Here is a 22,295-nt window from a genome sequence, read left to right as displayed (position 1 = left end):
GGGGCCAGTAAGGGGTGGGGGGGGGTACGGGAAAACGGAAGAAAAAAAACGGTCGGAAGAGGAGCGACTCGCCCCCCCCCCCCCCCCGGCCGGCGTTCCTCACCTCGTGAGGGCTCAGACCAGGTTGACCGACCGGGCCGAGGTGGCGCCGATCTCCTCGGACAGCTCGGACAGCACGGCGGAGGGCACGGTGTCGTCCACGGTCAGCACGGCCAGCGCCTCGCCGCCGACCGCGGCACGGGCGACCTGCATGCCACCGATGTTGATGCCCGCCTCGCCGAGGATGCGGCCGACGGTGCCGACGACGCCGGGACGGTCCTCGTAGCGCAGGACGACCATGTGGTCGGCGAGCGCGAGGTCCACGTCGTAGTCGCCGACGGCGACGATCTTCTGGAGGTGCTTCGGGCCGGCCAGGGTGCCGGAGACGGAGACCTCCTCGCCGGTGCCGAGCGTGCCGCGCACGGTCACGACGTTGCGGTGGTCCGGGGACTCCGAGCTGGTCGTCAGACGCACCTCGACACCGCGCTCCTGCGCGAACAGCGGGGCGTTGACGTAGGAGACCGTCTCGTCGACGACGTCCTCGAAGACACCCTTGAGCGCGGACAGCTCCAGCACCTTCACGTCGTACTGGGTGATCTCGCCGTAGACCTCGACGTCGAGGCGGACCGCGACCTCACCGGCGAGCGCGGTGAAGATGCGGCCGAGGCGCTCGGCGAGCGGCAGGCCCGGCTTGACGTCTTCGGCGATGACACCGCCCTGGACGTTCACCGCGTCCGGGACCAGCTCACCGGCGAGCGCGAGGCGCACCGAGCGGGCGACGGCGATACCGGCCTTCTCCTGCGCCTCGTCGGTGGAGGCGCCGAGGTGCGGGGTGGCGACGACCTGGTCGAACTCGAACAGCGGGGAGTCCGTGCAGGGCTCCTTCGCGTACACGTCGAGGCCGGCACCGGCGACCCGGCCCTCCTTGAGGGCGGAGTACAGCGCCTCCTCGTCGACGATCCCGCCGCGCGCGGCGTTGACGATGCGCACGCTCGGCTTGACCTTGCGCAGCGCCTCGTCGCCGATCAGACCGACCGTCTCGGGGGTCTTCGGCAGGTGGACCGTGATGAAGTCGGAGACCTCGAGCAGCTCGTCCAGCGAGAGCACCTTCACACCCATCTGGGCGGCGCGCGCGGGCTGGATGTAGGGGTCGTAGGCGACGACCTTCATGCCGAAGGCGGACATGCGCTGGGCGACGAGGGCGCCGATGCGGCCGAGGCCGACGACACCGAGGGTCTTCTCGGCCAGTTCCACACCGGTGTACTTGCTGCGCTTCCACTCGCCGTTCTTCAGCGCGGCGTTGGCCTGCGGGATGTGGCGGGCGGTGGCCACGAGGAGACCGCAGGCCAGCTCGGCGGCGGTCACGATGTTCGAGGTCGGGGCGTTGACGACCATCACGCCGGCCTTGGTGGCGGCGGAGACGTCCACGTTGTCCAGGCCGACGCCGGCTCGTGCGACGACCTTCAGCTTGTTCGCGGCGGCGATCGCCTCGGCGTCGACCTTGGTGGCCGAGCGGATCAGGATCGCGTCCACGTCGGCGATGGCCGGGAGCAGCTCGGCGCGGTCGGCGCCGTTGCAGTGGCGGATCTCGAAGTCCGGGCCAAGCGCGTCCACGGTCGCGGGCGACAGCTCTTCAGCGATGAGTACGACAGGTTTCGAGCTCACGTGAGTCCTCACAAGTCCAATGCATGCGGACGGCCGTCCCGACGGCCGCAGGCGGAGGAGGGGGCTAGTCGCGTGGAGACGCACGACGCTGTGGGCCTGACGCGTATGTTGTGCAGCAGTGTAGTAGCGCCACGAGGTGCGTACTTCGCCTGTGCGGAAGGATCACCCGTCCGTGGCTGGACGGGTTGGACAACGGGCCGGAGCTCAGCGCTCCGGCCCCGTCCTCATGAGGCTCAGGCCTCCTCGTCGACCCAGCTCATCAGCTTGCGCAACTGCTTGCCGGTGGTCTCCAGCAGGTGCTCGGAGTCCTGGCTCTTGTACTCGTTGTACTTCTTCAGACCGCCGTGGTACTCGTCCATCCAGTTCTGGGCGAAGGTGCCGTCCTGGATCTCCTCGAGGACCTTCTTCATCTCGGCCTTGGTGGCGTCGGTGATCACGCGCGGGCCGGTGACGTAGTCGCCCCACTCGGCGGTCTCGGAGACCGACCAGCGCATCTTCTCCAGGCCGCCCTCGTACATGAGGTCGACGATCAGCTTCAGCTCGTGCAGGCACTCGAAGTAGGCGATCTCCGGCTGGTAGCCCGCCTCGACCAGGGTCTCGAAGCCGGCCTTGACCAGGGCGGAGGTGCCGCCGCAGAGCACGGCCTGCTCGCCGAACAGGTCGGTCTCGGTCTCCTCGGTGAAGGTCGTCTTGATGACACCGGCACGGGTGCCGCCGATGGCCTTGGCGTACGACAGGGCGAGCGGGAAGGCGTTGCCGGTGGCGTCCTGCTCGACGGCGGCGATCGCGGGGACGCCGCGGCCCTCCTCGTACTGGCGGCGGACCAGGTGGCCCGGGCCCTTCGGGGCGACCAGGGCGACGTCCACGCCGGCCGGGGGCTTGATGAAGCCGAAGCGGATGTTGAAGCCGTGCGCGAAGAACAGCGCGTCGCCGTCGTTGAGGTTCGGGGCGATGGACTCCTCGTAGACCTGGGCCTGGATCGGGTCCGGGATGAGGATCATGATGACGTCGGCCTCGGCGGCGGCCTCGGCCGGGGTCACCACGCGCAGACCCTGCTCCTCGGCCTTGGCCTTGGACTTGGAGCCCTCGTGCAGACCGACGCGGACGTCGACACCCGAGTCACGGAGCGACAGCGCGTGGGCGTGGCCCTGGCTGCCGTACCCGATGACCGCGACCTTGCGGCCCTGGATGATGGACAGGTCGGCGTCGGCGTCGTAGAACAGCTCGGCCACTTTGGGTTCTCTCCTTGGGTGCAGGTGTTGCGTCCCACCGTATGACGGTGAGGGGAGGGGAAGTCTCGGGGTCTCGGTATACGGGCGGCCGGTGTCCCCCGGCCGCCCGAATCCGCCTTAGGCCGACCGGTCGAGGGCGCGCAGCGACCGGTCGGTGATCGAGCGGGAGCCGCGGCCGATCGCGATCGTGCCGGACTGGACCAGTTCCTTGATGCCGAAGGGCTCCAGCATCTTCAGCATGGCCTCCAGCTTGTCGCTGGAGCCGGTGGCCTCGACGGTGACGGCCTCCGGGGAGACGTCGACGGTCTTGGCGCGGAACAGCTGGACGATCTCGACGATCTGGGAGCGCGTCTCGTTGTCGGCGCGCACCTTCACCAGAACGAGTTCACGGGCGACGGCCTGCGAGGGCTCCAGCTCGACGATCTTCAGCACGTTGACCAGCTTGTTGAGCTGCTTGGTCACCTGCTCCAGCGGCAGGTCCTCGACGTTCACCACGATGGTGATGCGGGAGATGTCGGGGTGCTCGGTGACGCCGACCGCGAGCGAGTCGATGTTGAAGCCGCGACGGGAGAACAGCGCGGCGATCCTGGCCAGGATGCCCGGGGTGTTCTCCACCAGGACGGAGAGCGTGTGCTTGGACATGTTCTGAACTCGCCTGTCTCTCAGTCGTCTTCGTTGTCGCCGAAGTCGGGGCGGACGTCCCGGGCGGCCATGATCTCGTCGTTGGAGGTGCCGGCGGCGACCATCGGCCACACCATGGCGTCCTCGTGGACGATGAAGTCGATGACGACCGGACGGTCGTTGATCGAGTTGGCCTCCTCGATGACCTTGTCCAGGTCCTCGGGGGACTCGCAGCGGATCGCGTAGCAGCCCATGGCCTCCGACAGCTTCACGAAGTCGGGGACGCGGGTGCCGCGGGCCTCGGGGTTGACGTCGTCGGGGCCCGAGTGCAGGACCGTGTTGGAGTAGCGCTGGTTGTAGAACAGCGTCTGCCACTGGCGGACCATCCCGAGGGCGCCGTTGTTGATGACGGCGACCTTGATCGGGATGTTGTTCAGGGCGCAGGTGGTGAGCTCCTGGTTGGTCATCTGGAAGCAGCCGTCGCCGTCGATCGCCCAGACGGCCCGGTCGGGCGCGCCGGCCTTGGCGCCCATGGCGGCCGGGACGGCGTAGCCCATGGTCCCGGCGCCGCCGGAGTTCAGCCAGGTCGCAGGCTTCTCGTACTGGATGAAGTGCGCGGCCCACATCTGGTGCTGGCCCACGCCCGCGGCGAAGATCGTGCCCTCGGGGGCGAGCTGTCCGATGCGCTCGATGACCTGCTGCGGGGACAGCGAGCCGTCCTGCGGCTGGTCGTAGCCCAGCGGGTAGGTGTCGCGCCAGCGGGACAGGTCCTTCCACCAGGCGCTGTAGTCGCCCAGGTGGCCCTCGCTGTGCTCCTTCTGGACGGCCTGGATCAGGTCGGCGATGACCTCGCGGGCGTCTCCGACGATCGGCACGTCGGCGGCGCGGTTCTTGCCGATCTCGGCCGGGTCGATGTCGGCGTGGACGATCTTGGCGTACGGGGCGAAGCTGTCCAGCTTGCCGGTGACGCGGTCGTCGAAGCGGGCGCCGAGGGCGACGATCAGGTCGGCCTTCTGGAGCGCGGTGACGGCGGCGACCGAGCCGTGCATGCCCGGCATGCCCACGTGCAGCGGGTGACTGTCGGGGAACGCGCCGAGCGCCATCAGCGTGGTGGTGACGGGCGCGCCGGTGAGCTCCGCGAGCACCTTCAGCTCGGCGGTGGCCTGCGCCTTGAGGACGCCGCCGCCGACGTAGAGCACGGGCCGCCTGGCACCGGTGATCAGCTTGGCGGCCTCGCGGATCTGCTTGGCGTGCGGCTTGGTGACCGGGCGGTAGCCGGGCAGGTCCATGGTGGGCGGCCAGGAGAACGTCGTCCTCGCCTGGAGGGCGTCCTTGGCGATGTCGACCAGGACCGGGCCGGGGCGGCCGGTGGAGGCGATGTGGAACGCCTGCGCGATCACCCGCGGGATGTCCTCGGCCTTGGTGACCAGGAAGTTGTGCTTGGTGATCGGCATGGTGATGCCGACGATGTCCGCCTCCTGGAAGGCGTCCGTGCCGATCGCCTTGGAGGCGACCTGGCCGGTGATCGCCACCAGCGGCACCGAGTCCATGTGGGCGTCGGCGATGGGGGTGACCAGGTTGGTGGCGCCGGGGCCGGAGGTGGCCATGCAGACGCCGACCTTGCCGGTGGCCTGCGCGTAGCCGGTGGCCGCGTGGCCGGCGCCCTGCTCGTGGCGGACAAGGACGTGGCGCACGCGCCGGGAGTCCATCAGCGGGTCGTACGCGGGAAGGATCGCACCGCCGGGAATGCCGAATACGGTGTCGGCGCCGACCTCCTCGAGAGAGCGGATGAGGGACTGCGCGCCCGTGACGTGCTCGGGGGCGGACTGATGTCCTCCGGATCGGGGCCGCGGCTGCGGGTGATGGGCCCCGGTGGCCTGCTCGGTCATCGGCATTCTCTTCTCGATGCTGAGGGTTTTTGCGAGGTTTCGTGCGGGGTGCGGCTGTTGTACAGCTTGTCCTGTGCAACAAAAAACCCCTCGTGCCTAAAGGCAAGCGAGGGGAGCGCGCCGGGTGGGTGCACTGGGAGTTCCGGGTCGTCCGGACGTCACCAGTTTCAGCCGACGCGCTTTCCAAGTACGAGAATTCGGGTGCGCATGGCACTGACCCTCCCCCCGGCGCGCACTTGGTGTCAAGTGGGTGGGACGGGAGTCTCATTATGTGAGCGGAGGGCCGTCCCGCCTCCGAAGATGGTGGTCACACCCTCGTAGCCGCGGCCTCCGCCGCCCGCGAACGCGGGCTCCACCGGACCGTGCGGCACCGGATAATGGCCGGAAGTCAGCGCCCGGCGCAGCCGGTACTCGTCCAGCGGCCCGGCGAAGGCCAGGCCCTGTCCCTGCGTACAGCCCATCGAGCGCAGGGCGACGGCCTGTTCCGGCAGGTCCACACCGTCGGCCACGGACTGGAGCCCGAGGTCGCCGGCGATACGCAGCAGGCCCGCGGTGATCTTGTGCAGCCGCGCCGACTCGACGACGCCCTCCACGAGACTGCGGTCGAGCTTCAGTATGTCGACCGGGAGCCGTCGCAGGGCGGTGATCGCCGCGAATCCGTTGCCGAAGCCGTCCAGCGCGATCCGTACACCGAGCCGTCTGAGGGCGGCCAGCCGCCGCTCCAGGTCGTCCAGCACCTTGAGGTCGGGATCGGACAGCTCGATCACCAGCGCGCCCGAGGGCAGCCCGTGCCGGGTCAGCAGCGCCTCGACGGAGCTCAGCGGCAGCGAGCGGTCCAGCAGCCGCCGGGCGCTCATCCGCACGACGACCGGTACGGCGTGCCCCGTGCCGGTGCGCTCGGCGGCCTGCTCGACGGCCTCCTGGAGCACCCAGCGCCCCAGTTCGGCGGTCTTCTCGCTGTCCTCCGCGACCCGCAGGAACTCCGCCGGGGTGAACAGCACGCCCTGCGAGGACCGCCAGCGCGCCTGGGCCGCGACCGAGGTGATCCGGCCGTCCTCCAGCGACACCACCGGCTGGTGGAGCAGCGTGAACTCCCCGTCGTGCAGCGCGGCCCGCAGCCGCGTCGCCAGCTCCGCCTTGCGTACGACGTCCTGCTGCATCTGGGGTTTGTACAGCTCGACGCGGCCCTTGCCGGCCGACTTGGCGCGGTACATCGCCAGATCGGCGTTGCGCAGCAGTTCGCCCGCGCCGAGGCCGGGCTCGGCGAAGGAGACGCCGATGGAGGCGGCGACCCGGACATCGTTGCCGTCGATGACGTACGGCTGCGACAGCGTCACCCTGAGGCGGTCTGCCAGCTCCATGATGTGGCGTTCGCGGGCCGCCCGGTCGCGGCCGCCGTCCCCGAGGATCAGGGCCGCGAACTCGTCGCCGCCGAGCCGGGCCGCGGTGTCGGTCTGCCGGACCGCGTCCTGGAGCCGGCGCGCGGCCTGGACGAGCAGTTCGTCCCCGGCCTGGTGCCCGATCGTGTCGTTGACGGCCTTGAAGCCGTCCAGGTCGATGAAGAGCACGGCCGTGCCACGGTCGGTGGAGCGGCGGCCGGACAGGGCCTGCTGCACCCGCCGGGTGAACAGGGCGCGGTTGGGCAGGTCGGTGAGCGGGTCGTGCTCGGCGTTGTGCTGGAGCTGCGCCTGGAGGCGCACCCGCTCGGTGACGTCCCGGCTGTTGAAGATCAGGCCGCCGTGGTGGCGGTTGACCGTGGACTCCACGTTCAGCCAGCCTCCCCCGCCGTCGCCCTCGCCAGGGCGGGAGGTGCCCCCGCCGCCGGAGCGGAAGCGGCACTCGATCCGGGTGGTGGGTTCGTCGGCCGGGCTGGCGGCGAGGAAGCGGCGCACCTCGTGCACCACGCGGCCCAGGTCCTGCGGGTGGATCAGTTCGGCCAGCTCGGTGCCCACCAGGTCGTCGGCGGGGCGTCCGTAGACCCCGGCCGCGGCCGGGGAGACGTACCGCAGGACACCGCTGGGCGCGGCGATCATGATGACGTCGCTGGAGCCCTGCACCAGGGAGCGGAAGTGGTTCTCCTTCTGCGCCAGTTCCTGGGTGAGGGTGATGTTGTCGAGCAGCATGATGCCCTGGCGCACCACCAGCGCCAGCACGACCGTGCCCGCCGTGAGCAGCACGACACGGTCGACGCTGCGGCCGTTGAGGACGTTGTAGAGGATGCCCAGCGTGCACACGGCCGCGGCGAGGTACGGGGTGAGGGCCGCGAGCGATCCGGTGATCGGACGGGCGGCCGCGTACCGGCCGGACTCCTGGTTGCCGCGCTGGAGATGCTGGGCGGCGCCGCGCTGTCCGGGCAGATGCTCGTGCACCACGCGTGTGTGCGGCTCGTCCTCGTCGTGCCCGGAGCGGGGGGTGACCCAGGGCGCGTAGGCGAGCAGCAGGGAACCGGCGAACCAGCCGGCGTCCAGCAGTTGCCCGGAGCGGTAGTTGTTGTGCAGCAGCGGTGAGGTGAACAGCGCGTCGCACATCACGGTCAGGGCGAGGGCGCCGATCGCGGTGTTGATCGCGGAGCGGTTGGCGCCGGAGCGCCGGAAGTGCAGGGCGAGCACCATGCTCACGAGCGCGATGTCGAGCAGCGGATAGGCGAGGGTGAGCGCGGTGTGCGGCACGCTCGTCCCGTCGGCGCGGGCCGTCTGCGCGAGCGCGAGGCTCCACGACAGGGTGAGCAGGGAGCCGGCGATCAGCCAGGCGTCCAGCGCGAGACAGACCCAACCCGCCTTCGTCACCGGCCGCTTGGCGAGGACCAGCAGTCCCACGATGGCGGGCGGCGCGAAGCACAGGAAGAACAGGTCGGCGTAGCTGGGGCTCGGCACCGGGCGGCCCAGCACGACCTCGTACCAGCCCCAGATCAGATTGCCCAGGGCCGCCATCGCCGAGGAGAGCGCGAACAGCAGCCAGGCCGGACGGAACCGGACCCGACGGCGCCGGGCGTAGAGGAAGCAGGAGACGGCGGCGGTGCCCGCCGCGGCGCTCAGCCCGAAGTCGCCCATGATCAGGGCGGCTTGCTCGGAGCCCCAGCCGAGCGCGGAACCGACGGCGTATCCCGCGCACACCAGGGCCAGCCCCAACTGACGGACCGGGCTCACCCCGCCCTGGCCGGCCGGCGGCCGCCCCAGGGACGAGGCCGGTACCGGCAGGGCCCGCAGCACTCCGTCGAGCGTCGTCGTCGGGGGCGGCGAACTCACCGGTCGCTCCCGGTCCGGGCCGCGCTCTCCGGGGAGCGGTGGGCGGGGTGGGTCTGCCTCCTGCGCCCGCTGTGCCTGCGGTGGTCGCTGTGATGGCTCTGACTGGTGTGGCAGCCGCGTCTGTGCGCGGCCGGGCGCCAGGGTCGCCGTCGGCGGCCTCGTCGCGTCGGATCGTTCGTCCATAGGCCGTGCATCGCCCGTCGCCCCCCTCGCAGTCTCACATGTCCGTCCCCGGCGCCGATCGGTGCGCGGCGCAGCCCCTGTCGGGACGATACACCAGTCTCGTCACTCAGGGACATAGCTTCTCTACGCTCCGTGACGATCAGCGGCAGGGTGGGCACCGCCCGCATCCGGAGGACTGCGGAGGGTACCCGAAAGGGGTTACGCGCCGGTCGCCCCCGTAGTCAGGATCACGTTCGCGAGGGGCTCCCGGTTCACGAACCGGCGTACCTGGTCCGCGATCAGGCGCTTGGCGCGGGGCATGAACGCGGACGTCGGACCGCCGACGTGCGGGCTGATGAGCACGCCGGGCGCACGCCACAGCGGGTGGTCCGCGGGCAGCGGCTCCGGGTCGGTCACGTCGAGCGCGGCGGTGACCCGGCCGCGCTCCAGTTCGGCGAGCAGGGCGTCGGTGTCCACGACGGCCCCGCGGGCGACGTTGACGAGCAGGGCGCCGTCCTTCATCCGGGCCAGGAAGTCCTTGTCCACCAGGCCGCGGGTGCTGTCGGTGAGAGGCGTGGACAGCACGACGACATCCGCCTGCGGGAGCAGCGCGGGCAGTTCGGTGAACGGATGCACGGGCCCGCGCGCCGTGGTGCGCCCCGAGCGCGCGACGCGCGCCACCCGCGCGAGCTCGAAGGGCGCGAGCCGGTCCTCGATGGCCGAGCCGATCGACCCGTATCCCACGATCAGTACGTTCCTGTCGGCCAGGGCGGGCCGGAAGCCGCCGAGCCACCGCCCCTCGTCCTGGGCGCGCACGAAGTCGGGGATGCCGCGCAGGGACGCCAGGATCAGCGCGAGGGTGAGCTCGGCCGTGCTCGCCTCGTGCACCCCGCGCGCGTTGCACAGCCGTACGCCCGGGCGCAGATGCCTCAGGCCGGGTTCGACGTGGTCGATGCCGGCGGACAGCGTCTGGACCACCTCGACGCGGCTCATGCCGGGCAGCGGGCGTACGCCGACGCCCACGGGCTTCATGTAGGGCACGACGTAGAAGACACAGTCGGCGGGGTCCGCGGGGAAGTCCTCGCCGCCGTTCCAGAAGCGGTAGCCGGGACCTTCGGGGAGGCCCTCGATGTCGTCCGCGGGGATGGGCAGCCACACGTCAGCAGTCATGGTCAGGAGGCTATGCCAGGGGTATGGGGCGCAGAGGTTAGGTTGGGGGCCGAGACGAGGGAGGGTTGCTGCCAGGTGGAGCGCAGGACGATCGGCGCGGGGGCACTCCCGGTGGGGGCCGTCGGGCTCGGGTGCATGCCGATGAGCTGGGGATACAGCACCTCCCGGCAGCGGGGCGACGAGTCGCTCAGAGCGGTGCACCGGGCGCTCGACATGGGCTCGACGCTGCTGGACACGGCCGACATGTACGGCCCGTTCACCAACGAGCTTCTGGTGGGGCGGGTGTTGAAGGAGCGCCGGGCGGACGCGTTCGTGTCGACGAAGGTCGGTCTGCTGGTCGGCGAGCAGCACATCGTCGCCAACGGCCGCCCCGGGTACGTGAAACGTGCCTGCGACGCGTCCCTGCGGCGGCTGCAGACGGAGGTGATCGACCTCTACCAGCTGCACCGCGCGGATCCCGAGGTGCCCGTGGAGGAGACCTGGGGCGCGATGGCGGATCTCGTCCGGGCGGGCAAGGTGAGGGCGTTGGGCCTGTGCGCGGTCGGGGTGCGGGGCGGCCGGCGCTCCGGGCAGCGGCTGTACGACCCGACGATCCGGCAGTTGGAGCGGGTGCAGCAGGTCTTCCCGGTGAGCGCGGTCGAGGCCGAGCTGTCGCTGTGGTCGCCCGAGGCGCTGCGGGCGCTGCTGCCGTGGTGCTCGGCGCGGGGCATCGGGTTCCTGGCGGCGATGCCGCTGGGCAACGGTTTCCTCACCGGCACGCTGACGCCGGGCGAGGGTTTCGAGCCGGACGACATGCGTGCCCGGCATCCCCGTTTCACCGCCGAGATGATGGCGGCGAACCAGCCGGTCGTCGCGGGGCTGCGCCGGGTCGCCGCCCGGCACGGCGACGGGGTCACGGCCGCGCAGGTGGCCCTCGCGTGGGCGCTGGCGCAGGGGCCGCACGTGGTGCCGGTGCCGGGGGCGAAGCGGGAGCGCTGGGTGGCGGAGAACGCGGCCGCGGCGGGGCTGCGGCTGTCCTCGGAGGACCTGACGGAGCTGGCGGGGCTGCCGGGGGCGCGGGGGTCCTGGGACTGACGGGGGCGGGGGTCCTGGGGCTGATCGGGGCGGCCGGGTCGGCGGACCCGTGACCGGTCCCGTCCCGGTGGCGACGGCCGGGGAGGCACGAAAGTATGGGGGACTGTTCGGGGAACGGGAACCTGTGGGGCGCGGGCGGTGTATGAGAGGGAGAACCCGCCGCGTCGAAGGGACCATGATCGTGCAACGTCGAGTGGTGACCGCCGTACTGGCCGCGGCCGCGCTCCTGGTGACGGCCGGATGCTCCTCCGACGACGGGAGCACGGACCCGCCGTCGGGCGACCGGAGCACCGCGGCGTCCTCCGGTGCACCGTCCTCCGGCGGCCCGGCGGAGGAGACCCCGCCCGCGAAGGGCTCGGTGAAGGTCGTACGGACGGTCGCCGAGGGCCTCAAGTCGCCCTGGGGTCTTGCCCCGCTGCCGGGCGGGGGGCTGCTGGTCTCCTCCCGCGACGAGGCCACGATCAGCCGGGTCGACGACCGGACCGGCCGGGTGACCGAGCTGGGCGAGGTGCCCGGGGTGACCCCGGAGGGCGAGGGCGGCCTGCTGGGTATAGCCCTCTCCCCCGACTACGCCTCCGACCACATGGTCTACGCGTACTTCACCTCCGCCTCGGACAACCGCGTCGTGCGCATGCTGTACGACCCCGAGAGGTCGGCCGGAGAGCAACTGGGCGCGCCGGACACGGTGTTCAAGGGAATCCCCAAGGGCTTCGTCCACAACGGCGGACGGATCGCCTTCGGCCCGGACAAGATGCTGTACGTGGGCGCGGGCGAAACCGGCGAGACCGGGCTGTCGCAGGACGAGGAGTCGCTGGGCGGCAAGATCCTGCGGCTGACCCCCGAGGGCGAACCGGCCCCGGGCAACCCGTTCCCGGACTCGCCGGTGTACTCCCTGGGCCACCGCAATGTGCAGGGGCTGGCCTGGGACGAGCGGCAGCGGCTGTTCGCCTCGGAGTTCGGCCAGAACACGTGGGACGAGCTCAACGCGATCCGGCCTGGCGGCAACTACGGCTGGCCGGAGGTCGAGGGCCGCTCCGACGGCTCCGACGGCTCCGGCTTCGTCGACCCCATTGCCCAGTGGCGCACCGAGGAGGCCTCTCCGAGCGGGCTCGCCCATGCCGAGGGGTCTCTGTGGATGGCGGGCCTGCGTGGCGAACGCCTGTGGCGTGTCCCTCTGGGCGGCGCCGAGGCATCCGCCGACCCGCAGGCCTTTCTGGAGGGCGACTACGGGCGCCTGCGGACGGTTGTCTCCGCGGGTGGGAACAAGTTGTGGCTGGTGACCAGTGAGACGGACGGGCGGGGTTCGCCGGGGGACGGTGACGACCGGATCCTGGAGCTGGAGGTCAGCTAGGGAGTCTGTGGGTGGGTGCGGGTTGAGTGTGGCTGGTCGCGCAGTTCCCCGCGCCCCTCAGGGGGTGGGGCCGGGGCCTGCTTTAGCGGCACGCGCGGTTCCCCGCCGTCTGGGGGTGGGTGCGGGTTGAGTGTGGCTGGTCGCGCAGTTCCCCGCGCCCCTTAGGGGGTGGGGGCCGGGGCCTGCTTTAGCGGCACGCGCGGTTCCCCGCCGTCTGGGGGTGGGTGCGGGTTGAGTGTGGCTGGTCGCGCAGTTCCCCGCGCCCCTTGGGGGGTGGAGGCCGGGGGCCTGCTTTGACCGTGCGCGCGGTTCCCCGTGGCCCTTGGGCTAGGTGGGGGTGTCTGGTGTCGCGGGGTCGTCCGCGGCGGGCGTCGGCGGTCTCATGACGACCTTGCCGGAGGCCAGGTCTATCGGGCCGCGGCCGGGGTCGTTGGCGCCGACGTCCTCTCGTGTCAGCTCCAGCCGTTTCTGCTCGTCACGGGTGTGCTTGCGACCCGGGGCGAAGAGGTCCTCGAAGGCGTTGAACATCGCGTCCCTTTCCGTGGCCGCGTGGCTCACCCGGATCCATCATCGCGCGACCGCCGCCTCCCCCGCCGCCGGAGGGAAGAGTCCCAGCCTGTGGGCCACGGCGGCGGCCTCTCCCCGGCCGGCCACACCGAGTTTGGACAGGATGTTCGAGACGTGGACGCTGGCGGTCTTCGGGGAGATGAAGAGTTCCTCGGCTATCTGGCGGTTGGTACGGCCGTCGGACACCAGGCGGAGCACATCGCGCTCGCGGCTGGTCAAGCCCAGGGCCTCGACCGGGTCGGCGGGGGCCAGGGCGCGCGGGGTGCCGCCGTCGAGGGCGAGGCGGGCACGCTGGGCGAGGCGGGTGACCCGGTCGGCCAGCGGGGCAGCGCCCAGGTGGCGGGCGACGGCGAGGGAGAGGCGGAGCAGCTCGGTGGCGCGGTCGGCGCCCGTGGGTGTCGTGCCGGGGGTGAGGAGGCACTCGGCGAGGCGGTGGCGGGCGCGGGCCAGGTCGTAGGGGCGGTCGAGCCGTTCGAGGTCGGCGACGACCTCGGACCAGCGGTCGGGTTCGGGGCTGCGGCGGGCGGCGCGGTGGAGTTCGGCGCGCAGCCATTTCTCGTGGGTCAGCCAGACGGGGGCGCCGGTGGGGAGCTTCTTCGCGGCGTCGGCGATCCGCTCCAGTGTGTCCTCCCGGTCCGCGCGCAGGGCGGGCAGGTCGGGGGCGTCGGCCTCGGCGGCGGCCGCGGCGAGGAGGAGGGGCCAGCCGTAGCGCTGCGTGCCGGGCGGGAAGCCGGCGTCGAGGACGCGTAGGAGTTCCGCGCGGGCGTCGCCGACGCGGTCCTCGGCGGCGGCGAGGCCCAGGGTGAGAGCGGCGACCGGCAGCCACTGCTGAGGCATGGGGTCGTGGGTACCGAAGTACCGCAGGGCCGACGCCAGTTGGTCATGGGCTCCGGGGAGGTCGCCGCGGCACAGGGCGACCTGGGCGAGGATCAGCGTGGCGCCGCCCTGCGGTTTGGCGCTCTGGCCGCGGCCCAGCGAGGTCGTGGCGGCCTCGACGGCCTCGTCCCAGCTGCCGAGGGCGTACAGCGACTCGGCGAGGTTGGTCCACACCCAGGCCTCGGAGTGCAGCAGGCCGAACTTGCGGGTGAAGACGGCCCCCGCTCGCAGGATCGGCACCGCTTCCTGCGAGCGGCCGACGGCGTCCAGCTCGGTCGGCAGGTTCACATAGGCCCGGCCCGCGACATGCGCGGCGCCCTCGCGCAGGGCGAGCCGTTTCACCTCGGCGAGCTCGCTGAGCCCGGCGGTGGTGTCACCGGCGTCGACGGTGAGGACGCCGAGGGTGAGGCGGGCGTTGAGCTCGATCTCGCGGGCGCCGACCATACGGGCGTACTCCACCGCACGCTCGGCGGCCGCGAGGGCGTCGGGTCCTGGCTCGTGCAGCATGGACCAGCTCGCGACGCTGGAGAGCACCTCGGCGTGCACCTCCGAGGGCGGCAGACCGCGGACGAGTTCCTGGGCCCGGGCCAGCTCGGCCCAGCCGTCGCCGCGGGCCTTGGCCTGGATGAGGCGGGAGCGCTGGACCCAGAACCAGGCGGCGCGCAGCGGATCGGGCTCGTCGTCCAGCAGCCGAAGGGCGCGCTTGGTGATCTTCAGTGCGCGTTCGCGTTCGCCGCAGAAGCGTCCGGCGAGGGCGGCCTCGGCCATCAGGTCGAGGAAGCCCAGGGTGGCGGTGGCGGGGTCGCAGCCGCAGTAGGCGTCGGTGTAGTTCGCGAGGCTCAGGACGGCGCGGGTGTCCTCGGGGGCGCTGTCCCACAGGTCCATCGCGCGTTCCAGGAGCCGCAGCTGCTCGGCGTAGGCGTGCCGGCGGCGGGCGGAGGCGGAGGCGTCGAGGACGGCGGGCAGGGCCTTGGCGGCGTCGTGGGCGTTGTACCAGTAGCTGGCGAGGCGGGTGACGCGCTCGTCGGCGGGGACGAGGGCCGGGTCGGCCTCCAGGGCTTCGGCGTAGCGGCGGTTGAGGCGGGCGCGTTCGCCGGGGAGCAGGTCGTCGCCGACGGCCTCGCGGACCAGGGAGTGGCGGAAACGGTAGCCGTCGCCCTCGGCGGTCGGGGTGAGGATGCTGGCGTGCACGGCGGCGCGCAGGGCGTCGATGAGGTCGTCCTCGCAGAGGCGGGCGACGGCGGCCAGGAGCCGGTGCTCGACGGTGGAGCCGCCCTCGGCGACGATCCGGGCGACCTGCTGGGCGCTGTCGGGCATCTTCTCCACGCGGACGAGCAGCAGGTCGCGCAGGGAGTCGGTGAGTCCGGTGGCGCAGCCCTCATGGGCGGCGACGGCGAGTTCCTCGACGAAGAAGGCGTTGCCGTCGGAGCGTTCGAAGATCGCGTCGACCTGGGCGGGGTCGGGTTCGGCGGCGAGGATGCCGGCGATCTGGCGGCGGACCTCGTCGTGGTCGAAGCGGTCGAGTTCGAGGCGGCGTACGGTGCGCAGCCGGTCGAGTTCGGCGAGCAGGGGGCGCAGCGGGTGGCGGCGGTGGATGTCGTCGGAGCGGTAGGTGGCGAGGACGACCAGGCGGCCGGTGCGCAGGGTGCGGAAGAGATAGGCGAGCAGATGGCGGGTGGAGGCGCCGGCCCAGTGCAGGTCCTCCAGGACGATGACGACGGTGCGGTCGGCGGCGACGCGTTCCAGGAGGCGGGCGGTGAGTTCGAAGAGCCGTGCGGTGCCCTCCTCGTCGTGGCGGCCGGTGCCGGTGTCGCCCAGTTCGGGGAGCAGCCGGGCGAGTTCCTCCTCCTGGCCGGCCGCGGCGGCGGCCAGTTCGTCCGGCAGGGTGCGGCGCAGGGTGCGCAGCGCGGTGGAGAAGGCGGCGAAGGGCAGTCCTTCGGCGCCGATCTCGACGCAGCCGCCCAGCGCGACGACGGCTCCGGCGCGGGCGGCCGCGTCGGTGAACTCCTCGACGAGGCGGGTCTTGCCGACCCCGGCCTCGCCGCCGACGAGAAACGCCTGCGGCTCGCCCGCGGCGGCGCGGGCGAGCGCTTGGTCCAGCGTGTCCAACTCCTCGGCGCGGCCTACGAATACGGGACTGACGGTCCTGGTCTCCACGGGTGCGAGCATCGCACGCAGGTGCGAAGTCGCGGGACCCGTTTTCTCCGGTGCCGCTGTCCCGGCCGCGCTCACGCGGTGCGCGGCGGACGGAACCGGCGGGGACGGCGGCTATGCGACTCGGCCTCGGCGGGGCGTGCGTCGGCCCCCCTGCGCGCGGCCTCGGCGCGGGCCTCGCGGTTGCGGCGTACGGTCTCGCGGGCGAGTCGCTCGTGGTCGGCGCGGCGGATCAGTTCCGCGGAACGCAGCTGCTGGATCTCGTACTCGTACATGGTCTCTCCCTGGTGAAGGTCCGGTCTCCGGTGCGGTGGAGGGCCGGTCTTTCGGCTTCGCTCTCTTGCGATGCCTCTACCTTCGTCTCCCAGGGGGGTGCGCCACATCGGGAGAGTTCCGCATCTTCGGGGGCGCGGGGGGCCTTAGACGCGGGTAAGGGGCCCCGGTCGCCGCGTAAGGCACTTACGCGGCGACCAGGACCCCTGTAGACCTGCGGGTTCGTTCAGCCTGTCGCGGGCAGGCCGAGGAGTACGCCGGTGTACTTGAAGACGGCCAGGAGCAGGCCGACGACGCCGAGCGCGACACCGGCCCAGGCGACCGACTTGATCCAGGGCGCCTGCGGCGCGCCGGGTGCCCCGAAGGCGGGCCGGGCGAGCACCACGACGCCGGTGATCAGCGCGGCGAGCGCGAACAGGCCCGCCCACAGCGCACTGGCCTGCCAGGCGTCGCCGTAGCCCTCCTTGACCATCGTGGCCACGCTGGAGGACGAGGAGGTCTCCAGCTGGCCGATCAGCGACTCGCGCGCCGAGGCGACGGTGCCGATCCACCCGCCGGTGAGCGAGACCAGGCCGAGGGCGGCGGAGACCACGGCTCCCGCGCCCTGGCCGACCCCGGAGGGCCCGGTCCGGTCCTCGGCGGCCTCCGACGCCTCGGCGGTCTCCTCGGACGCCTCGGACCGCTCGGAGGTCTCCGCCCCGGTCTCCTCGGTCGTCTCGGTGGCCTCGTCGGTCGCGGCGGCCTCGGGGGCGGCCGCGTTGTCCACAGTCTTCGTTCCCATGCCCCGCACCGTACGGACGGAGTCTGAGAGGCCCCTTAATGATCGTCTACGACCGTCCGCGCGCGGCCCGCCACTCGGGCGCGAGCACCGACCAGACCTCCAGGTCCTGCCGTACCCCGTGATGCAGATGGCTCTCGCGGCGGACGCCCTCGCAGGTCATGCCGAGGCGGCGGGCGACGTTCAGGCTCGGTGTGTTGCCGGTGGCGGCGATCCACTCGACGCGGTGGATGCCGCGGTTGTCGACCGCGTGGTCGATGAGCACCCGCATCGCGCGCGTGATCAGGCCGCGCCCGGTGGCCGCGGGCTCCAGCCAGCAGCCGACCTCGCAGTTGCCCTGCTCGGCGTCGAAGTTGAGGAAGAGGACGCCGCCGACGAGCTTGCCCTCCAGCCACAGGCCGTGCAGGGACGCGGTGTCGGCGGCGCGCCAGTCGGCGTAGCGCTGGAGCGCCTCGCGGGCGGTGGCCACGTCCGTGGCGCGCGACCCGAAGGGCACGAACCGGTTGATGAACTCCCGGCCCCGGTCCAGGTGCGCGAGGAACTCCTCGGCGTGCCAGGGCTCCAGGGGGCGGAGTTCGGCGCCGTCGTCACCCAGCGATATCGCGTACATCCCGCTCCAGTTCCTGCTCGAACTCCCGGTCGACATCCGCGAGCCTCTCATGCGCGGCACGGGTCTCGGGCGGTTCGATGCTGATGCGGGGCAGGCGTCGGTCGAGCCAGCGCGGCAGCCACCAGTTGGCGCCGCCGAGCAGATGCATCAGCGCGGGCACCAGCAGGGTGCGCAGGACGAAGGCGTCGAGGGCGACGGCGGCGGCGAGCGCGATGCCGAACATCGCGATGACGCGGTCGCCGCTGAGCACGAAGGCGAGGAAGACCGAGATCATGATGACGGCCGCGGAGTTGATCACCCGACTGGTCTCGGCGAGGCCGACGCGGACCGCGCGCCGGTTGTCGCCGGTCTCCAGCCACTCCTCGTACATCCGGCTGACCAGGAAGACCTGGTAGTCCATGGAGAGCCCGAACAGCACCGAGACCATGATCACGGGCAGGAAGGGCTCGATGGGGCCCGCGCGTCCGAGGCCGAGCAGCTCGCTGCCCCAGCCCCACTGGAAGATCGCGACGACGACCCCGAAGGCCGAGGCGACGGCGGCGATGTTCATGACGGCGGCCTTCAGCGGGATGCCGATCGAGCGGAAGGCCAGCAGGAGCAGCACACAGCCCAGGCCGATCACGACCCCGACGAACAGCGGCAGCTTGCCGACGATCACGTCGGCGAAGTCGTCGTAGCCGGCCGTGACGCCGCCCACCTGGAGGTCGAGCGAGGTGCCGGACTCGGCGCGCGGCAGCACCTCGGAGCGCAGCCGCTCGACCAGGTCGCTGGTCTGCCCGGACTGCGGCGAGGACTCCGGTACGACGGTGAGGTACGCCGTGTCGCCGCCGGTGCTGTAGGTGACCGGGGTGACGGCGGCGACTCCGTCGGTGGAGCGCAGGGTGGCATCGAGGTTGTCCAGGGCGAGCTTGTCGGCGGCGCCGTGGACCTCGCTGACGAGGGTGAGCGGGCCGTTGACGCCGGGGCCGAAACCGTCGGCGAGGAGGTCGTAGGCCTGGCGTGTGGTCGAGGACTCGGGGTTGTTGCCCTGGTCGGAGGTGCCCAGGCGCAGGGAGAGCGCGGGCAGCGCGAGCACCGTCATCACGAGGAGGGCGAGGGCGCCGAGCTTCTTGGGGTGCCGCTCGACGAACGCCGACCAGCGGGCGGCGAAGCCGGTGGGTACCTCGGGCTCGGGCCCGTGCTCGGCGAGCCTGCGCCGCTCGCGGCGGCTGAGCGCCCGCATCCCGATGAAGGACAGCAGCGCGGGCAGCAGGGTGACGGAGGCCGCGACGGTGAGGACGACGGTGAGCGAGGCGGCGATGGCGACGCCGTTGAGGAAGTTCAGGCGCAGGATGAGCATGCCCAGCAGGGCGATGCACACCGTCGCACCCGCGAAGACGACCGCGCGTCCCGTGGTGGACACGGCGTTGGTCGCGGCCTCGGTGACGCTCAGCCCGCGTTTCAGGCCGCGCCGGTGCCGGGTGACGATGAACAGGGCGTAGTCGATGCCGACGCCGAGCCCGATCAGCATGCCCAGCATGGGCGCGAAGTCGGCGACGGTCATGACGTGCCCGAGCAGTTCGATGCCGAAGTAGGCGGTTCCCACACCGACCAGCGCGGTCGCGATGGGCAGCAGCGAGGCGGCGAGCGAGCCGAAGGCGAGGAACAGCACGACGGCGGCGACGACCACGCCGACGATCTCGGCGATGTGGCCGCCGGAAGAGTCGGTGAGCGCGATGGCGTTGCCGCCGAGCTCCACCTGGAGCCCGTCGGCCCCGGCGGCCTTCGCGGCGGAGACCACGGCCCCGACCTGGCCGGCGTCGAGGTTCTCGACGGAGTTCTCGAAGGTCACGGTGGCGTAGGCGGTACGGTCGTCCTCGCTGACCCGGTCGGTGCCGTGGCCGCCGTAGGGGCTCTGCACGTCGGCCACGCCGGGCAGCTCGGCGATCCGTTCCAGGGTGCGGCTCATCGTCTGCTCGACGTCGGCGTCGCGGACGCTGCCGGAGTCGGTGTGCCAGACGACGGTGTCGCTGTCCCCGCCGAGGCCGGGGAAGCCCTCCTGGAGCAGCTCGGTCGCACGGCCGGACTCGGTCCCGGGGACCTCGTAGTTGTTCGAGTACGCCGCTCCGGCGACGGAGGCGGCGGCCGTGACCCCGCCGAAGGCGAGGAGCCACAGCAGGACGGCGACGAGGCGGTGCCGGACACACCAGCGTGCAAGGGCTGCCACGAAACCTGCTCCCTGATCGACCGAATGTCACTCTTTGACCGGGATCAGTCGCACATCAACCGAACAGCCCGCAAAGAACGCATGAGCAATGCCTAGTCACTCTTACAGGTGTAAATGATCCATTGGAGCGTTCGTGGGCTGATTCACAGGAGACGGGAGACACCTCACAGGAGACCCTGGGGGCATCTGTCGCCTCGCCCCGCCGACCCGCCGACCCGCCGCGCCCCGCCGACCCGACCCGCCGACCCGCCCCGCCACGGCCGCGTCCGTCGCCCCGCCTCGCCCGTCAGTCGAACTGGTCTCCGAACGCCATCACCGTCACCCCGGCGATCAGCAGCCACAGCGCCCGCCGGGTGCGGCCCCGGGAGCCGAGGGACGCGGCCGTGGCGCACACCGCCGAGCCGACGGCGTAGGCGGCGGGGACGAGCACCGGTGCGGAGCCGGTGAGCCGGAGCAGGGCTGCGGCGGCTCCGGCGAGCGCCAGCAGGCCGCCTGTGACGGCGGAGGTCCAGCGGGCCCGCCGGGCCGCCGCGACCGGGTCGCCGGGCTCGTCGGGGCCGTCCGTGCCGTCTGTGGCGTCTGTGCCCTCTGCGTCCTCTGCGTCCTCTGTGCCGTCTGTGCCGTCTGTGCCGTCTGTGCCGTCTGTGCCGTCTGTGCCGTCTGTGCCGTCTGTGCCGTCTGTGCCGTCTGTGCCGTCCTGGGCCTGCGGGGATATGTCCCCGGGCTGGTCGCTCGTCTCCGCGGTGCCGGAATCGCTTGATCCGTTCATGGCGCGGCAGCGTAGTCCCTGTGCTCCCCGCACATGCCACAGGCCCCGGGGACAACCGTCCCCGGGGCCTGCGCGCGATGACGGGCTCAGCCCTCGCTGACGCCCAGCTTCTCCAGGATCAGCTCCTTGACGCGGGCCGCGTCGGCCTGACCGCGGGTCGCCTTCATGACCGCGCCGACCAGGGCACCGGCCGCGGCGACCTTGCCACCGCGGATCTTGTCCGCGATGCCCGGGTTGCCGGCGATGGCCTCGTCGACGGCCGTGCCGAGCGCGGAGTCGTCGGAGACGACCTTCAGACCGCGCTGGTCGACGACCTCGTCCGGGGTGCCCTCGCCCGCGAGGACGCCCTCGATGACCTGGCGGGCCAGCTTGTCGTTCAGGTCGCCCTTGGTGACGAGCTCGGTGACCCGGGCCACCTGGGCCGGGGTGATCGCCAGCTCGTCCAGCGCCTTGCCCGACTCGTTGGCGCTGCGCGCCAGCTCGCCCATCCACCACTTGCGGGCGGAGGCGGCGTCGGCACCGGCCTCGATCGTGGCGACGATCGGGTCCAGCGCGCCGGCGTTCAGGATCGACTGCATGTCGGTCGCCGAGATGCCCCACTCCGCGAGGAGGCGGGTACGGCGGGCCAGCGGCAGCTCGGGCAGCGCCGCGCGGATCTCCTCGACCCACTCACGGGAGGGGGCCACCGGGACGAGGTCGGGCTCCGGGAAGTACCGGTAGTCCTCGGCCTCCTCCTTCACACGGCCCGAGGTCGTGGACCCCGTGTCCTCGTGGAAGTGGCGGGTCTCCTGGATGATCGTGCCGCCGGAGGACAGCACGGCCGCGTGCCGCTGGATCTCGAAGCGGGCCGCGCGCTCCACGGACCGCAGCGAGTTGACGTTCTTCGTCTCCGAGCGGGTGCCGAACTTCTCGGTGCCGTTCGGGCGCAGCGACAGGTTCACGTCGCAGCGCATCTGGCCCATCTCCATACGGGCCTCGGAGACGCCCAGCGCCTTGATGAGCTCGCGCAGCTCGCGGACGTACGCCTTCGCGACCTCCGGAGCACGCTCGCCCGCACCCTCGATCGGCTTGGTGACGATCTCGATCAGCGGGATGCCGGCGCGGTTGTAGTCGAGCAGGGAGTGGGACGCGCCGTGGATACGGCCGGTGGCGCCGCCGACGTGCGTCGACTTGCCGGTGTCCTCCTCCATGTGGGCGCGCTCGATCTCCACGCGGAAGGTTTCGCCGTCCTCCAGCTGTACGTCGAGGTAGCCGTTGAAGGCGATCGGCTCGTCGTACTGGGAGGTCTGGAAGTTCTTCGGCATGTCCGGATAGAAGTAGTTCTTCCGGGCGAAGCGGCACCACTCGGCGATCTCGCAGTTGAGCGCGAGGCCGATCTTGATGGCGGACTCGACACCGGTCGCGTTGACGACCGGGAGCGCGCCGGGCAGGCCGAGGCAGACCGGGCAGGTCTGGGTGTTGGCGTCCTGGCCGAGCGCGGTCGAGCAGCCGCAGAACATCTTGGTCTTGGTGCCGAGTTCGACATGGACCTCGAGGCCCATGACGGGGTCGTACGACGCCAGCGCGTCCTCGTACGACACCAGGTCGGTCGTGGTGGTCACGGTGAAACTTCCC

Annotated in this window: 16 protein-coding genes; 2 read left to right on the top strand and 14 right to left on the bottom strand. The window is 71.8% G+C overall.

Annotated elements, in window-relative coordinates; genetic code table 11:
- Positions 1–114: 114 nt before the first annotated feature.
- The 6 genes from serA to ACZ6SQ_RS31210 form a co-directional block, all read right to left on the bottom strand.
- Entirely contained in the window at positions 115–1,704 is a 1,590-nt protein-coding gene (gene serA, locus ACZ6SQ_RS31235) for a phosphoglycerate dehydrogenase (RefSeq protein WP_469568025.1), read from the bottom strand.
- A 233-nt stretch (positions 1,705–1,937) separates the two neighbouring features.
- Positions 1,938–2,936, bottom strand: coding sequence for a ketol-acid reductoisomerase (gene ilvC / locus ACZ6SQ_RS31230; RefSeq protein ID WP_469568022.1), 999 nt, complete (start codon positions 2,934–2,936; stop codon positions 1,938–1,940).
- Positions 2,937–3,053: 117 nt separating this feature from the next.
- On the bottom strand, positions 3,054–3,578 hold the full coding sequence (ilvN, locus tag ACZ6SQ_RS31225) for an acetolactate synthase small subunit (protein WP_386383443.1): 525 nt from the start codon (positions 3,576–3,578) through the stop codon (positions 3,054–3,056).
- Between the two features lie 20 nt (positions 3,579–3,598).
- Positions 3,599–5,446 (bottom strand): acetolactate synthase large subunit, encoded by a 1,848-nt coding sequence (locus ACZ6SQ_RS31220; protein ID WP_469568020.1) that lies wholly within the window; start codon positions 5,444–5,446, stop codon positions 3,599–3,601.
- Positions 5,447–5,688: 242 nt separating this feature from the next.
- Positions 5,689–8,691, bottom strand: coding sequence for a putative bifunctional diguanylate cyclase/phosphodiesterase (locus ACZ6SQ_RS31215; protein WP_469568018.1), 3,003 nt, complete (start codon positions 8,689–8,691; stop codon positions 5,689–5,691).
- A 381-nt stretch (positions 8,692–9,072) separates the two neighbouring features.
- Positions 9,073–10,023 (bottom strand): 2-hydroxyacid dehydrogenase, encoded by a 951-nt coding sequence (locus ACZ6SQ_RS31210; protein WP_389335924.1) that lies wholly within the window; start codon positions 10,021–10,023, stop codon positions 9,073–9,075.
- A 75-nt stretch (positions 10,024–10,098) separates the two neighbouring features.
- Between ACZ6SQ_RS31210 and ACZ6SQ_RS31205 the strand changes: the two genes are divergently transcribed.
- Positions 10,099–11,097 carry an aldo/keto reductase gene (locus tag ACZ6SQ_RS31205; RefSeq protein WP_469568015.1) on the top strand — a complete coding sequence of 333 codons (999 nt, stop codon included), beginning with the start codon at positions 10,099–10,101 and terminating at the stop codon, positions 11,095–11,097.
- A gap of 175 nt (positions 11,098–11,272) precedes the next feature.
- Positions 11,273–12,448 carry a PQQ-dependent sugar dehydrogenase gene (locus ACZ6SQ_RS31200; protein WP_469568012.1) on the top strand — a complete coding sequence of 392 codons (1,176 nt, stop codon included), beginning with the start codon at positions 11,273–11,275 and terminating at the stop codon, positions 12,446–12,448.
- A gap of 327 nt (positions 12,449–12,775) precedes the next feature.
- On the opposite strand, the gene ACZ6SQ_RS31195 is transcribed toward ACZ6SQ_RS31200, so the two are convergent.
- The 8 genes from ACZ6SQ_RS31195 to gatB form a co-directional block, all read right to left on the bottom strand.
- On the bottom strand, positions 12,776–12,976 hold the full coding sequence (locus ACZ6SQ_RS31195; RefSeq protein ID WP_469568093.1) for a DUF6191 domain-containing protein: 201 nt from the start codon (positions 12,974–12,976) through the stop codon (positions 12,776–12,778).
- Positions 12,977–13,015: 39 nt separating this feature from the next.
- Positions 13,016–16,060, bottom strand: a complete 3,045-nt coding sequence (locus ACZ6SQ_RS31190) for a helix-turn-helix transcriptional regulator (RefSeq protein WP_469568010.1) — start codon at positions 16,058–16,060, stop codon at positions 13,016–13,018.
- 59 nt (positions 16,061–16,119) lie between these two features.
- Positions 16,120–16,320: a hypothetical protein gene (locus tag ACZ6SQ_RS31185; protein ID WP_469568008.1), complete on the bottom strand. Its 201-nt coding sequence runs from the start codon at positions 16,318–16,320 to the stop codon at positions 16,120–16,122.
- 224 nt (positions 16,321–16,544) lie between these two features.
- Positions 16,545–17,099, bottom strand: coding sequence for a hypothetical protein (locus ACZ6SQ_RS31180; protein ID WP_469568006.1), 555 nt, complete (start codon positions 17,097–17,099; stop codon positions 16,545–16,547).
- A gap of 46 nt (positions 17,100–17,145) precedes the next feature.
- The gene (locus tag ACZ6SQ_RS31175) at positions 17,146–17,706 is read right to left on the bottom strand and encodes a GNAT family N-acetyltransferase (protein WP_469568004.1); all 561 of its coding nucleotides are present in this window, start codon (positions 17,704–17,706) and stop codon (positions 17,146–17,148) included.
- Complete coding sequence (locus ACZ6SQ_RS31170) at positions 17,684–19,912, bottom strand: MMPL family transporter (protein ID WP_469568002.1); 2,229 nt, start codon at positions 19,910–19,912, stop codon at positions 17,684–17,686. The genes ACZ6SQ_RS31175 and ACZ6SQ_RS31170 overlap by 23 nt, the downstream gene beginning before the upstream one ends.
- A gap of 286 nt (positions 19,913–20,198) precedes the next feature.
- Complete coding sequence (locus ACZ6SQ_RS31165; RefSeq protein WP_469568091.1) at positions 20,199–20,627, bottom strand: hypothetical protein; 429 nt, start codon at positions 20,625–20,627, stop codon at positions 20,199–20,201.
- Positions 20,628–20,767: 140 nt separating this feature from the next.
- Positions 20,768–22,282: an Asp-tRNA(Asn)/Glu-tRNA(Gln) amidotransferase subunit GatB gene (gene gatB / locus ACZ6SQ_RS31160; protein WP_469567999.1), complete on the bottom strand. Its 1,515-nt coding sequence runs from the start codon at positions 22,280–22,282 to the stop codon at positions 20,768–20,770.
- Between the last annotated feature and the right edge of the window lie 13 nt (positions 22,283–22,295).

This window comes from Streptomyces sp. NPDC048600 (assembly GCF_055587025.1).
Note: the sequence above shows the minus strand (reverse complement) of the source record. Positions and strands in the feature narration are given on the sequence as shown.

Bases quoted from the DNA above. Each gene is read 5' to 3' on its own strand.
- ilvN (WP_386383443.1), bottom strand. From the start codon at position 3,578: ATGTCCAAGCACACGCTCTCCGTCCTGGTGGAGAACACCCCGGGCATC.
- ACZ6SQ_RS31220 (WP_469568020.1), bottom strand. From the start codon at position 5,446: ATGACCGAGCAGGCCACCGGGGCCCATCACCCGCAGCCGCGGCCCCGA.
- ACZ6SQ_RS31210 (WP_389335924.1), bottom strand. From the start codon at position 10,023: ATGACTGCTGACGTGTGGCTGCCCATCCCCGCGGACGACATCGAGGGC.
- ACZ6SQ_RS31200 (WP_469568012.1), top strand. From the start codon at position 11,273: ATGATCGTGCAACGTCGAGTGGTGACCGCCGTACTGGCCGCGGCCGCG.
- ACZ6SQ_RS31195 (WP_469568093.1), bottom strand. From the start codon at position 12,976: ATGTTCAACGCCTTCGAGGACCTCTTCGCCCCGGGTCGCAAGCACACC.
- ACZ6SQ_RS31190 (WP_469568010.1), bottom strand. From the start codon at position 16,060: ATGCTCGCACCCGTGGAGACCAGGACCGTCAGTCCCGTATTCGTAGGC.
- ACZ6SQ_RS31185 (WP_469568008.1), bottom strand. From the start codon at position 16,320: ATGTACGAGTACGAGATCCAGCAGCTGCGTTCCGCGGAACTGATCCGC.
- ACZ6SQ_RS31180 (WP_469568006.1), bottom strand. From the start codon at position 17,099: ATGGGAACGAAGACTGTGGACAACGCGGCCGCCCCCGAGGCCGCCGCG.
- ACZ6SQ_RS31175 (WP_469568004.1), bottom strand. From the start codon at position 17,706: ATGTACGCGATATCGCTGGGTGACGACGGCGCCGAACTCCGCCCCCTG.